Here is a 15382-nt window from a genome sequence, read left to right on the forward strand (position 1 = left end):
TCCCTATTCCTGCTGCTTGGGCATTAAAATATCCTGCGCTCACATGACTTCCTGAATAGACTCCTCCGGTGGGTAATCCACCGTTGAGCTCTACTGCTGTTTCTCCTGAGCATACTGCATTGGGATTAGTAAAGCTCACATTATCCGGTTGGTTCATTACAAGGTCGTAGCTTTCGCTGCTAAGGCATCCTCCATTATCATTGATAATACAAGTATAGGTGCCGCTGCTGTTTACTGTGGTGCTTGCTGTGGTGCCACCATTTGACCATTCGTAAGAGCTATAACCAGTGGGGGCGCTTAATTGCATGTCTTCGCCTTCGCATTCTAGGCTTGATGGGGTGATGGTGAAGATTGGGCCTCCTGTGATTTCAATGTTTCTTGAATCATTATATATTGTACCATTGAAAACAACCTCTAATAGGACTTGGTAGGTACCTGGATTGTTGTAGGTGTGTATAGGGTTGGTTTCCGTGCTGGTTTCGCCATCACCAAAATCCCATGATACCGAAGTGATATTGTCTGAATTGGTAAGAGTAAAAGGGATAGGGTTTCCAGCACAATTGCTAATAAAGCTGAAATCGGCAGGGTTTAAATAATTCTGTGGGAAGAAAGGTAAGCCTTTGTCGCATTTATTTGAACCTCCTCCTAAATATACCCCATTGTGATTTACATCACAGGCCAGACCTGTTAGGTTCGGTTGGTTGATGACTCCAATGTAATCTCCATAAAATATAGCAAAATATAGTTTTTGATCAGGTCCCATTTGTAAACCTCCAAGCCGATCATATATTTCGTCACCAGAAGTATGAATCATTGTTTTGGAGTTAGAAATGTCTTGGAGATTATAAGAAGAAATATCGAGTTGAAAAATTGTATCAGGTGGAGTTTGTTCTTCCTGTAGTACTGAAGTAACATATAGTTTGGAATTGTCAGGAGAAAACTCAAGCCCAAAAGGGTCTTGGAAATTAGTAAAAGTAAGAACATCGCTCAGCTTTCCAGTTTCGTTATTGAACTTTAATAATTCCATTATGTCTGACTCAAAAGGATAGGCGATTGCGCAATATTTCCCATTTGGAGAAAATCTTAAATAGCCTTTTGTTACTCTCTCAATATTTGGAATGGTATATCCTATTTCTGAAATAACAGGTGTGGAATTTAAACCATTCTCATCAATTAAAAAGCTTAGAAATTTGTTACTGGCAAATTCATGAATAAGTAGCCACCAGTCTTTTCCATTGGCATGTTTGGTAATGGCCATTTTTTCGTAGGTGGTTCCGAATATAAAATCATCTCTAATGGTTACACGCCCAATGCCGTTATTGTAATAAGGTTCAATTATGCTATGGAACAATCCAAAATTGGTTTTGTTCGACTTGGAATTTCCTGTAGATACATTGAAAAGGTGATACTTAGTTGAATCATTATGAAATGGGATGCTTAAAGAGTTTGTAATTGCGCCGGAAAAGTAATGGGACGTTGTGTAATTCTCCATAGGTGTTCTGTGCATATTCCTAATAAAGTCTCCATTGGTATAAAAGAGTAGATTTCCTTGTTTATCAGAAAAAGTAGTGCTTCCGTGTTCTATAGACATATTACTTGAGGGCAATAAAGAAGGAGGAACAGTATTAAATGTAATCCCTGCATTATTTCCAAAGTACCAGTTGTGGGCTTCTTTTTGGGCGGTGGAGTTTAAGGGGGAGAGGGTTAGGATAATAGTTAATAGTGAACAGCTAACAGTTAATAGTGCACTTCGACTACGCTCAGTGTAAAAATAATGAGTAGGTAACAGTTTTGCACAGGTAGTGAATAGTGATGAGAAAAGGGTTTTGAGACGATCAAGGAAGAAAGTTGATAATACAAATATAAGGTTATTTATTTTAGTAATACTAGTTTTTGAAGCCGTTAGTTTGTTGTTCATATGGATAGATTGATCATGCTATTCTTAATATATTGATATGGTCATGCAATGATTTAGGCTCCAAAAATAGTAAAAATTAACAAATTGAAGGCATTTAATTCATAATAGCAAAGATTTATAGTGATAAATATATTTTTAAAGCCTTGATATTACAGGTTTTTGAAAAAAAGACAAAATACTTCATTTTGTAGGGTTACGTTTTTGTTAAAATTGGTATTAAGTATAAGAAAAGAGGATGTATTTAACCTTTTGAAAGCCTAATAAAATCAATATTTAGGTAATTATTTCCAAAATATTTTCAATTTTATTTGTAATATATAAAATTAGAGTATATGTTTGTAGTCAATTCTGTATTTATCTATATTTAAAAATATCTATTATGAAAAAAATCCTATTCATAGGTGTATTCCTTTTATCTACAATTTCGTTTAGTATTGCACAGATCACAGAACCTGCTGATGCCAATGGTGCAAACAATACTATTGGGAGCAGTTCAACAGGAACTGCTATTGGTCAATATACCACATCACAATCAACATATTCCATGGCAGCTGGATATTATTCAGAAGCCACGGGTATGGGTAGTTTTGCTTTGGGTAACCATGTAAATGCCTCTGCATATAATGCATGGATTATTGGAAGTGGATTTTTAAAAGAAGTAAAATGGGTTGATTTTACCAACACCACATCAAACTCACTAATGATGGGTTTTAATATGTTGGAAAAACCTTCGTTTTTTGTAGAGCCTTTTAGTGTGAGTGGACTAGATGATGGGTATGTTGGGATTCATACTACTACACCACGATCTACTTTAGATGTAGCCGGAACATTAACTGTTGATGGTTTTGTGTTATCTGGAATGGCAAATGATGGTTATGTATTGACCTATGAAAATGGAAAAGGTGTTTGGAAAGCTGCCACAGGTGGTGGGGGAGGTTCCTATACTCACCCAGATCATAGTGGACAAGTAGAATCTGATGGTGATGGTGCAACATATTTAACCGTGGAAGCGATAAAAGGACACGATTATGGAATTGAGTTTAATCCGACAGATGAAATTATTTATTCAAATGGAGTAGAACTAAAAAGGATAGATATTAACTGGTTAATTAAAGGTCAGAAATATTTAATGGAATCAACGATTAGCCCAACTGATCAGTTTCTATTTAGTGATGATGGTACTTTGAAGAAAATGGATGTTGCGTTATTAGAAACATATATGCAAAATAATTTGGATTTTGGTTCCGGCGGAGGAATAGGAACTCCTGGGGTATGGGAGGTAGTAAATGGTACTAAAGATATTTATTATGGAGAGCCAACAGTAGGATATGTAGGGATAGGAACAGCTCCTGAAGAATCATTGCATACAAAAGGTAAGATTTTGTCTGAAGGAGGTATTAGATTACGCGGAGAAATAAATACCATAGAATTTGGAGGAAGTGCAACAAGTAAGTTTCAGATAAAAAATGGTGAACTTTCCACGCTTAATTCTGCATTTACTATAGATGAAAATGATAATATTGGTATCGGACAAGATACTCCAGGTGCAAAATTAGATGTTGACGGAACAACAAAAATAAGCCAAACTTTAATTGTAGGAGGAACCATAACTGCAGAAGATGGCATCAAAATGCTAGGAAGCACCAATAAAATAGTATTTGGAGAAGAGGCTAGTAGCATTTTTCAGATAGCAAGAAATAGCACAAGTAAAGGGATTGAGCCACCTCCAATGGGAACACAAACTCCTATTTTTACTATTGATGCTAATAATCGTGTGGGTATTGGAACGGATTCTCCAGATACAGAATTAGATGTGGAAGGTACTGTTAGTTCAACGGTAGGAATGGAGAGTAATAAATACTCACTAAGACCAGGCCATGGAAATGGGCTTAATTTTTGGAATACTACAGCCTATTCTATATATATGTCTAGAACCTTAGATGGGACTTATGGTGGGAGATTAGATGCCACTTCGGATTATAATATGTACTTTAAAATGACTTCAGGCATAAATAGAGGTTTTGTTTTTAAAAGTGGTAATACCCCTGTTGCTCAGATTGATGGTTCTGGTAACTTAATTCTTGAAGGCACCACAAAAACTACTGGTTTTCAAATGACAAACGGAAGTGCTTTGGATGGCAAAATCTTACAATCTGATGCAAGTGGAAATGCTTCTTGGGTTGACCCTGGAACACTAAGTGGTGTTGGTATTTGGAGTGGTGATGAAAGTGAAGCTTATTATTATGGTAGCGTTGGAATAGGAACAGATTCACCAGAGGCATCGCTACATATAAAACCAAGTGCCAATGCACCTGGTTTTCAGTTTGAAAGTTTTGAGTCGGATATGACCTACCCTGTTGATTACAAAATTAATGCAATAGGAGGAGAGTCAACTAGTACACTACAATTTTATAATTCAAACCATGGTACAGACTATTCTTGGTCTTGTGGTTCAGAAAGCCTAGGTACAATTGAAGGAATGCATTTAACTATTCGGCCATGGAAAGATGAAACTACTGGTTATTTCAACAGTACTGAGTTGCATCTAAATGGTAGAATGGGTATTAATACTCCTGTTCAACCAGGGCATGCCTTGTCAGTTAATGGAACCTTAGGCTGTAAAAAAGTAGTTGTTACTTTATTGGATGGTGATTGGCCTGATTATGTTTTTGCTGATGAATACCAACTCCCTATACTCTCTGAAGTTGAGGATTATGTAAAAGAAAACAAACACCTGCCAGGTGTTCCTTCTGCAGCACAAATAGAAGAGGATGGGCTCGATTTAGGAGCCATGAATGTGATTCTTTTACAGAAGATAGAAGAATTGACTTTGCTGATGATTCAACAGCAAAAAGAAATAGATGCTTTAAAAGAAAAGTCGAACCAATAATTAAAACTTAGAATTATGAAATGGATATCTATCATTATAATAAGTTTTGTGTGTTTGTTTTCGAATTCTTTAACAGCTCAGAACGATATAGAATATATCTACGATGATAATGGGAATAGAACAATTCGTAGGTTGTTAAATATGAAGCAAAGTGAACTCAAAACCGACACCATAGATTATAAGGAGGATGTTTTAAAAGAACAACTCTCGGTTAATGATCGCTTAGGGGAGACCCAAATTAGTTTTTTTCCTAACCCTGTTAAGCAATGGTTAAACATAGAAGTAACAGGAGCTGAACAATGGGAAATAGGAGAATATGCCCTCTACAATAATTCAGGAAAGCTTATTGATAAAGGACAATTATCGTCGGACAATAGACTCGATTTTAAAAACTATGCTCCCGGTTTGTATTTACTTGAAATCAATGTGAATCAGGAAAAGCAGACTTGGAAGATTTTGAAGGATTAGATTTACGACAATCCATTCATTGACTTTGCATTAAAACCAATTATTATAATTTAGAGTTTGTCAAATCAACCTCTTTCGGGAAAAGTAATCGATCGCTTACACCCATTAAAACGAATCAAATGAAACGTATATATTTTCTAATCACAATTATACTCTTGGGTACTTTAGTGTCTAAGGCACAAGAACAAGCGAAATATTTCAACCTAGACAAAACAATACAAACCACAAAATATTATCAGGCAAGTGAATATATCAACTGCTTGCCTGAATCTGATGAATCATCTGGTTTTAATTTTACTGCTGCAGCAGGAAAGGAATTTATTGCAGAAATAGATCCTTATTTGGTATTCCCCCCAGAAGGAGGAGAAACTGGAGGGCCAGGTGGAGAAGTTGGGAGTGATGGTATTGTTGGGACAAATGGTTCGTTTTCAGTAAGCCAAAATGGTGCCGCTACCTATTCTGTTGGAATTGATATGCCGCCTGGGACAAATGGGATGAGCCCTGAAGTCGGTATTAGTTATAGCTCTCAGTCTTCAGTGGGAGATATGGGAAAAGGATGGGGAGTAAATGGTCTTTCGGCTATTGTTAGAGGAGCGAGAACTGAGTATCATGATGGCGAAAACATCTCATTAGTAATCGGTGACGATTGTTCGTATAGTCTTGATGGTGCGAGGTTAATTCAAATTGATCAAATTGATCAGTATATTGAGTTTCGTAAAGAAATAAATGATCAAAGTAAAGTAATAGGATATTTAAATACTAGTAATGGTTATGTAACCCACTTTATAGTAAAAACAAAATCTGGATTAACAAAAGAATATGGATTAACTGACGATTCCAAGCAAGTTTTATCTTCGTTGTCACCTAATGTAAAAAACTATCCGTTGGCTTATTATATAAATAAGATTATTGATGTTAGTGGAAATTACATTGAATATGAATATTTAAATGATGAAAATACCGGTGAAATCCATATATCAAAAATTAAATATACCGGTAATGATGACAGTAATCCTGTTTTAGAACCCTATTGTTCTATTGATTTTACTTATAGCAACGTCTCTAATCAAAATAAATACTTTTTTAAAACAAGTTTTGATAATTCAGGTAGTTCAATAAATACTAAGAGATTGGATTTAATAGAATCAAAATACAATGAACAAACATATAGAAAATATGAGTTTGTATATGAGACTGATGAGTATGGTGATAATTATTTAGAAAAGATTGACGAGAGCACTAGCACTGAGAATTATAATTCTTTAGTATTTGATTGGGATAAAGAGGAAAGTGAATTTACTTTTGCGAAAAACTATTATACGCTTGATATTGAAAATGAGTTGTTTAGAGTTCCTTTCGATTTTAATTCTGATGGATACACAGATTTAGGAATTGTGGTTGAAGGTGCTGAAAGTGATGAATTTGTTATTTTGGAGAATACCAAAAACAATCTTTTTAGTGAATATTATAGGTATGATATTACGCATACTAACAATCAAGATGACAAAATTGTTGCAGTAAATTTTGCCGATTTTCTAGGAAATGGAATTCCTGATATCGTTTTCACCTATCTAAATCCAGAAGATGAATATAAGTATAATATAATTTTTGGACAACCTGGAAACTCTTTTCAAGATATATCCTATTTCGAAATTGATGCTGAACATTATATTGATATCAAAAGTGATTTTGATTTTGACCATAATTATCAGGGAGACCTTTCTGAAACAAATTTAATTATTGATGATTTTGATGGGGATGGTGAAGTAGAAATCATTAATTATGAATATAAATACAGCAAAACTGGTAATGAAATAAATCTAAGATACCACTATTACACTTTTGATAAAGTAGCCAAGACTTTTACTTTTCAGAATACAATTAGTAAGCAAGTAGAAAACACCGTAAGTTTAGATGAATGGTTATTACCTTATTTAACTATTGAAAGTGAAGCATTCCTGTTTGATATCTCAGGAAATGGCGCAAAAAGGCTTTTTCAAAGCTTTAAAATGATTGTTGATGTTGATGACTATTATAATATCCATAAAGACAATTTTTGTTTACATATAGATGATGACAATTTATTAGCTGTGGATCCAAATTTCAATTTTGAAAATATTATAGGTAATAATGATCATTTTCTCTCTTGTGATTATAATTCCGATGGAAAATCAGATATTATATGTCAAGGTGAGACAAATATTGATATCTGGTTATCCGATGGTGAAAAATATGTAAATCATTTATCATATGATAATGGAAGGGCAATTAAAAAACTATTTGTTTGGGATTATAATTTTGATTATAAACCTGATTTTATTATTGTAGATCATCCAGATATGCTATCACCAGAAGTCAATCTTATCAATATTCTGATAAATAACGGTTCGAGTGGTTTGATACCTAAGCTTTGTCTTGGTGATGCTACTGTACATAAAGATGATAAGTTTCTAATTGGTGATTTTGATGCCAATGGCTCGATAGACATCATAATAGATGAAGTTATTGAGGAACAAGGTGTTCGTAAATTGGAAAATCTCTTTCTAATTGGAAATAATAAGCCATTGATTAAAACCTTTAAAAATGGTTTTAATGATTCCATTTCGGTTATATATCATTCAATTACTAATAAAATTGTATACACCAAATCTTCTTTTTGGAGTCCAGATAATCTTGAGTTTGGTCAACTTAATTATTTGAGTGGGCAATTTATGGTAGTTTCTAATGTGAAAACAAATAGTGTTTTTGGGAATAGTAGTACTTCTTATAAATATGCTAATGCATTGATTCATAAAAAAGGAAGGGGCTTTCTTGGTTTTCAGACATTTAAGTCAATCGATAATAATCAAAACATTTCTAATGTAATTTTAAAGGCATTTAATTCAGATTATCAGTACTTGCTTGATACTGCAGCTTTATCATCTATACGTATCGCGGGTAAAGAAAAACTAATTTCTTATACTACAAATGAAATTGATTTTATTGTATCCCCGACTAATGAAAAAATCATTATCCCAGTTAATACACTTAGTACAACAATTCACTGTGATCCTTATACCTCAGATAATAAAAGGTATAAATGGTCTAAATCCATAACAGAGATTGCTGATTTTGATGAATATGGGAATACTTTGATTGCAAAAACACAAGAAGGCACCAAGTTTACTAGTAATGTTCCTATAGAGCCTGAGTATGAAAATATTTTAACCAGTACATATGATAATTATACTGAGAATGATAAATATATTTTAGGAAGGCTAGATGAATCTACTATAGTAAAGAAAATTCTAAAATACGATGCACCCTCTACGCAAACTAGAAATTCCTCTTATGAATATTATCCAAATGGATTATTAAAAAAAGAAATTTTAGAGGAAGGTCATGCAAAAGAGTATTCAAAAAAGTACTTTTATGATCAATATGGTAATATTGAAGAAACAACTGAAAAGGCTGCAGATGTTCCTGACACGAGGACTTTAACTACTACTTACGATATTAAAGGAAGGTTTATACTAGAATATATCAATGACTTCGATCACAAAATGACTAAAATATATGATGAGGCTTCTGGGAATTATATTGAAACTACTGGACCCAATGGTTTGACCACTAGCTATCAATATAATAGTTTTGGAGAGCTGCAAAAGATACAACATCCAGATGGTACGCAGGAACACAGTGTTAAAAGATGGGTAGATGGACATGCTGATGCTCCTGAGCACAATGATGAAATTGCAGCTGTTTATTACACCTATCAACAAGTTTCAGGATTAACACCAAATTTAGCGTTTTATGATATCAAGGGGCGCTTACTTAGAGAGGTCGCTTATGATCTGAATGAAAACAAAATTTATAAAGATTATACATACAATGATAAAGGTCAACTTGCAAAAGAATCTGATCCCTACTATGTAATTACTAGTCCAGAAGAAGTAAACTGGACTGAATATGAATATGATGCTTTGTCAAGAATAATCACTACAATACTGCCATCGTTGGATGAGGAAAACCTAAGAAAAATAACCTATGAATTTAAAGGATTAGAATCTTCAGTAACAAATCCAGAAACACAAAAAATAACAACAACAATTGATTCTCAAGGCAAGACCATAAAAACAATTGATGCTAAGAATGGCGAATTATTATTTTCTTTTAATTACGAAAATAACCAAGGAGTGAAAAAAGTAACAGATCCCGAGTTGAATGAATATTTCACCTATTATGATTTGTTTGGTAATGTTGAGAAAACTGCAGATTTAGATTTGGGTGAAACTGAGTTTAGATACAATGGATTTGGTGAAGTGACTTATAAGAAAGATGCTGAAAACAATGAATTTGAATTTTTTTATGATAAATTAGGGAGAGTAAACTACACAACTCAACTCGAAGGGAGAATTGATTATACTTATGATGAGAAAGAAAATGGTATTGGTCAGCTATCTTCTATTGATGGGTATAATGAGCTTAACGATTATTACTATGATGAACTAGGAAGACTTGTAAAAGAGATCACAAGTTTTAAAAGTGAAAATGAAAACTATGAAACTTCACATATTTTTGATGATTATGGTAGGCCTAAATATTTAATCTACCCTGGTGGTTTCCAATTGAGATATACATACGCTAAAAATGGGATGTTAAAGAAAATAAGGAATGGTAATACAAATGATATTTTATGGAAACTTAATGAGGTAAATGCACTAGGCCAGTTTAAAAATGTTTCTATTGGTGATAATCATCAAACTAGCTATACTTATTACGATAAAACTTCCTTTATAAAAAATATTAACACCCCAAATGTTCAAAATATGTCTTATTCATATGATGATATTGGAAATATAAAAACAAGAACCAATAACCTGACAGGAATGTCAGAAACTTTTGTGTATGATGATTTAAATAGATTGGAAAAGCAAACTATTGGAGATAATTTGATAACCACAATACAATATGATAAGGTTGGAAACATAATATATAAGTCAGATGTTGGGACTTACAGAGGTTATGAAGAAGATGGTAATGGAAACAAATTGTTAAAAATTGAAGGGTATCAAAGAGATATAAATGAAATAGCTCAAAATGCCCAATACACGTCTTTCAATAAAGTTAAATATATTGAGCAAGGAGATAATGCAGAGAAGAAACTACATCTTTTTTATGGTAATAAAGGACAAAGAATTAAACAGATTATTGAGAATGGCGATGATCCAACTGTAACTACTACCTATGTGAGCGACATATATAAAAAAGAAGAGGTTAATGGAGAAGTAAAGCAGATTTATAGGATTTTTGGAGGAGATGGTGGAATCTTGGCACACTATGAAAAAACCACTGAATCAGATGAAATGATATTCTTCTTTAAAGACCATTTGGGCTCAGTTCAAAACACTTTTAATGATGAAACCAACGAATTAAAAACTTTTAGTTATGATCCTTGGGGCCAAAGACGCGACCCCATAACATGGGAAGTTTATAATGATCCAAGTATAGCAGGTGAAAACTATGGATTTACAGGTCATGAGCACATTGATATCTTCAATTTAGTTAATATGAATGGTCGTATTTACGATCCAATTATTGGAAGGTTTATTAGTGCCGATCCTATCATTCCGTTTTCTAATAACTCTCAAAGCTATAATCGATATTCTTACGTTCTTAATAATCCTCTTACTTATACCGACCCAAGTGGACATATTCCACATTTAGGTTTTAAATCTTGGTATCATATGGCTACATTTGCAGTTGGAGTTACTGCAACAATTATGACCGCGGGTGCTGCTGGTCCCATGTGGGTAATGGCCGGAAGTATCACCGCAATAATGACCTATGAAGCTGCCACGCGAATGGCTATTCAAAACGATTTAAGCTATAATGATATACAAATGGCTGGATTAAAGGGTTTTGTTGGTGGTTTTATTACTGGAGCAGCTACACATTGGGCAGGTACTATTGTGGACAAAGCAAATCTATCTGATTTTGCTAAAGGTTTGGTTGGAGCATGGGCCCATGGAGGAATACAAGGAGTAGGAAGAGTTATACAAGGCGGAAAATTTGAACATGGGTTTATGTCAGGTTTTGTATCTTCGCTTGCTAGTTCGCTTTCAATGGGAATTACAACCGCGGATAATAAACCAGCCTATGGTGCTCAGTTTTTTATTGCAGCAGTGTCTGGTGGTCTTGCTGAGAGAGTTAGTGGTGGCAGCTTTATGAATGGTGCAATGACAGGTGTCTTTGTGTTAATGTTTAATCATTTATCGCATGCTGGTGGTGGAAATATTGAAGGAGAAGGAGAAGAAGAAGAAACAGCATTTGCAAATGAAATAGTTCTGGACGAAAACGGGAATGTAATACCTCAAAATGGTAGGATTTCTAAGGATTATACTATTGAAGGAATTGTTTTTTCTGGGTTTAGATTGTTTCGAACGGTAATAAGAATCCTAAATATAAATCCTCAAATAAATCCTAATGTTCAGGTTAATTATAAAAGATTTGTTAAAAAAATACCAGCTAATTCTAAATCAAGTGCTGAACTAATACCTCTTGAAAATGGTAATTTTTTAATGCAAGCGACATCACCAGGTAGAGTTCCTGGTTCCAGAGCTTTATATCAAAAATGGGTTGATCCTACAGGGAAAACCTTTAGAATGTTAAAAACCACATATGGTCCAAATGGTAAAATAATTCATGTAAAACCAAAATAGGATATGAGAAACAGAAAGAAAATATTGCAGGATTTGATAAATTATAATAAAAATATTATAGATTTGCAGATGGAACTATCTCTGTATGAAAGAGATGTGAGTGAACCATTAATAACAATATTTAAAGAAAGCTTTAGTATTGTTTTGAATAAATATTTAGCAAATGAGATTTCGACGACCAATCTTATTGATTGGGCAAATACCATTGAATGCAGAGATGATTTGGAATTTGAATCAGAGTCTCTTCAGGAAGTTTTATTCCTTTTTTCATCACCAGAGATTAATGGAGAAATTACTAAAGAATACGTCAATAGAATATTAGCTAAACTAAATGAGAAATGAAATATAATTTAATATTGATAACTTTAATAATTCTGAGATGGGAATAAAATATGTTTTCCGTAAGATAAAGATTGTCTTTTATCTCTATTATGATCTGCTTTACAATACCATAATTTAGAATGAAGAACCTAGTCATTTTGTAATTGAGATTTTTTTATGAAATTAAAATGTTAAATATGTTCGTTAACAATTGGACATTGATATAAATTAAGTTTGATGTTTATCCATAGATTACAATGATTTAGGGAAAAAATGTCAATAATACTTGAATTGACCGATTTAGTATTAGAATAATACCTCATTTTAAATAAAATAGATTTATGAATCAAAATATTTTTATAATAGTCTCTTTATCTTTGATACTATTTTCGTGTAAAAAAGGTAATGAAGGAATTGAGGAGCAAGGCAACATTGAAGGTAATATCTATAATGAATTTAACCAACCTATAATTGGTGCATTAATAGAATTAGATGATTTAAGCAGGAGTTCCGATTCAATAGGAGGTTATATTTTTAGTGATATTGCTGCTAAAGAATATACTGTATCGGTTTCTAAGGAACCATATCTCAGTATGGAGAAGAAAGTGTTTGTTGAAGGAGGGAAAACCGTGAGTTTAAATTTTATTTTAGAAACTGAAGGGGCATTTCTTCAATTTTCGGATACTGCTTTGTATTTTAATTCACTTTCGGGTGAGAGTTCTTTTCAAATAGGATCTAATACTAATTGGAGTATTGAAAGCTATCCAGAATGGGTAGCGCTCTCTGCTTTGGAAGGGCAAGGTAATCTGGCTTTAGAAATTACTTATTCAGAAAATTCGGAAAACTTTAGCCGAACCGATACTATTATTGCTAAAGGCGGAGGAATCACACAAAAATTAGTTATTATTCAGTATCCAGAATTAAGGATGATATCTTTTGAGGGCATTCATGGAAACGAAACCTTAGATATTGTTGATTCGGTATATGTTTTATTTAATAGGCCAATAACAGTGGAATCTATTATTGCAATGCCCAATTATGTTCATCCTATTAGTTATGAATATACTGATAACAACCATGGTATAAAATTTGACTTTATTGCTGCTGAAATGGGCTATGAATATCCGTTTACTATTTCGGTTTCTGATGAAAGTGGAGTTGTTTTAGAGGAAGAAATTATTGTTCCATATTATAATAGGAAGATTGATATTGAGGGTGAAATAACAGATTATCTTTATGTAAATCAGGATAAAGAAATGTTGATTGCGGTGTTTAATCCAAGTAAACTTATTCATTATTCAATTGAGTTAGATTCTATCCTCTACACATATGATTTATCACCTTATTTATCGCCTATTCAGTTATCATACAACCCCTTTAATTCATTAATTTATATGATGGGGTCATATCCTAATGGTGAAATGAATAGTACTCCAATTGATAGACCCGTAGTCTATACATTAAGCATGCTAACAAATGAAATAGTATTAGCAAAGACCATTGAGCCCGATGAGGATGATCATCCTGAATTTCCTGCCATTTATCCAATAAACATTGGTTTTACTAAGGATGGCCTTGGAATTATTCTTTTGGGTTCTACATCTTCAAGTGAAAAAAAGCTAAAATTTATTGATAGTGCTAATAATGATTCTATATATTCTTATCCTGATGATAAACATGAGTCTTTATGGTTTATTGATGTTCAAATGAACTATGATTATTCAAAGTTATATTTTCTTCAGGAATCTGGTGGAGAAGAATACGGTATATTTGATGTTTCAACCCAAAGGATTACCTTTTTAGATCAAGGTTCAAATGTAAACTCAAGTTTTATTACTGCTAATAGAAAAAAAGAGACTTTTTATGCGGGGCAATATGGTTATCAATACATATTAGATTTAAACAATAATAAATCGGAAAAAACAAACTTATCTGGAGGACCAGGGGACATAAGTGCAGATTTCAGTTATATTTCTGATAAGGAGGAATTTGTTTATTTTATAAATGGAAGAGAGTTTTTTGTAGTAGATTATAGTGCAGGTATTGTAGTTAGAAAGTGCAATACAACAGATTACCTTGAACAATTGTCTACAACCATTAATGGACAATATATAATTACCATTGATAATAATGAAGATTCAAGTTCTATTATAATATTTGATAGTAATTCATTATTCTAGGAATAATGTTTTTTGAACAAATTGAAGATGAGCCAGAAAGTAGAAGAGAATGGATGTTACCTATGTTGCACAATTTTTGTGAGCATTTAAAGCGAGAGCAAGAATACAAACATTGGCAAAGCGGTAATCATGCTAAAGTTATATACACAACAGAGTTCTTTTATGAGAAATTGAATTATATTCACCAAAACCCAGTGCAAGATATGATTGTGGAAAAACCAGAGGGTTATTTGTTTAGCTCAGCTAGAAATGATGCTGAATTGTCTTTTGTATTGGATGTTATTTTAGAAACACATGAATTGAAGACTTATGTTTAATGGTTTGGTAAGCAGTGTTGTATGGCGCACGGATTAGCTTCGCTGAGCTCCTTGCAGTCGGTTGCAAATCCGCGCTAGCGGGGTGATTGATGGAATGGTGTTATGATTATTATGGAGAGGACTATTATTCTCATAGTGAAGAAAACAACCCTATGGGTCCAATTGAACCAAGTGACCCTGAATATGATTTTAAAGTTCGAAGAGGCAGTAACCAAGGTCCTAGTGCTAAAGGATGTACCTATTACAACAGAGAGCGAGATGTAATTATTTTTTCTATAATATCAGATGCTGTCTCTACCGGTTTTAGAGTTGCTAGACCCATCTAGTGTATTTTCGTAGTATAAGCCAACCAGATTGAATTTGTCCCCACTAGCGCATAAAGTTCTACTGAATCAGTTAGCTCGGAAATGTTTTCCATGTGTATAGCAATACAAATAATCCCTATCTTTGTTATATGTCCGTATCCCCACTACCAACTACAGCCCTAGCCTTTAGCAAACCAATAGGACTGATAGATTACATTTTAGTATTTTGGGGCAATAATTCGTGAAGCCTATTCACTTTGTATTCAGGAATGATATTGAGAA

The 15382-nt window shown here is 33.3% G+C and carries 7 protein-coding genes and 1 pseudogene; 7 read left to right on the forward strand and 1 reads right to left on the reverse strand.

Features of this window, described 5'->3' with window-relative positions:
- A partial coding sequence (locus tag HNS40_RS20165) for a PKD domain-containing protein (RefSeq protein ID WP_172284344.1) occupies nucleotides 1–1918 on the reverse strand: 1918 nt, incomplete at its 3' end.
- 379 nt (nucleotides 1919–2297) lie between these two features.
- Between HNS40_RS20165 and HNS40_RS20170 the strand changes: the two genes are divergently transcribed.
- The 7 genes and pseudogenes from HNS40_RS20170 (at nucleotide 2298) to HNS40_RS20200 (ending at nucleotide 15121) form a co-directional block, all read left to right on the forward strand.
- Complete coding sequence (locus HNS40_RS20170; RefSeq protein ID WP_172284346.1) at nucleotides 2298–4808, forward strand: hypothetical protein; 2511 nt, start codon at nucleotides 2298–2300, stop codon at nucleotides 4806–4808.
- Between the two features lie 15 nt (nucleotides 4809–4823).
- Nucleotides 4824–5276 carry a T9SS type A sorting domain-containing protein gene (locus HNS40_RS20175; protein ID WP_172284348.1) on the forward strand — a complete coding sequence of 151 codons (453 nt, stop codon included), beginning with the start codon at nucleotides 4824–4826 and terminating at the stop codon, nucleotides 5274–5276.
- Between the two features lie 119 nt (nucleotides 5277–5395).
- A pseudogene (locus HNS40_RS20180) lies at nucleotides 5396–10957 on the forward strand (RHS repeat-associated core domain-containing protein); the annotation flags it as partial.
- Nucleotides 10958–11980: 1023 nt separating this feature from the next.
- On the forward strand, nucleotides 11981–12319 hold the full coding sequence (locus tag HNS40_RS20185; RefSeq protein ID WP_172284353.1) for a hypothetical protein: 339 nt from the start codon (nucleotides 11981–11983) through the stop codon (nucleotides 12317–12319).
- Between the two features lie 320 nt (nucleotides 12320–12639).
- Nucleotides 12640–14478: a hypothetical protein gene (locus HNS40_RS20190; RefSeq protein ID WP_172284355.1), complete on the forward strand. Its 1839-nt coding sequence runs from the start codon at nucleotides 12640–12642 to the stop codon at nucleotides 14476–14478.
- Between the two features lie 5 nt (nucleotides 14479–14483).
- On the forward strand, nucleotides 14484–14795 hold the full coding sequence (locus HNS40_RS20195; protein WP_172284357.1) for a hypothetical protein: 312 nt from the start codon (nucleotides 14484–14486) through the stop codon (nucleotides 14793–14795).
- Between the two features lie 89 nt (nucleotides 14796–14884).
- The gene (locus HNS40_RS20200) at nucleotides 14885–15121 is read left to right on the forward strand and encodes a hypothetical protein (protein WP_172284359.1); all 237 of its coding nucleotides are present in this window, start codon (nucleotides 14885–14887) and stop codon (nucleotides 15119–15121) included.
- Nucleotides 15122–15382 lie beyond the last annotated feature (261 nt).

The organism is Lentimicrobium sp. S6 (assembly GCF_013166635.1).
In the GTDB taxonomy this organism is placed as follows: Bacteria; Bacteroidota; Bacteroidia; order Bacteroidales; family UBA12170; genus UBA12170.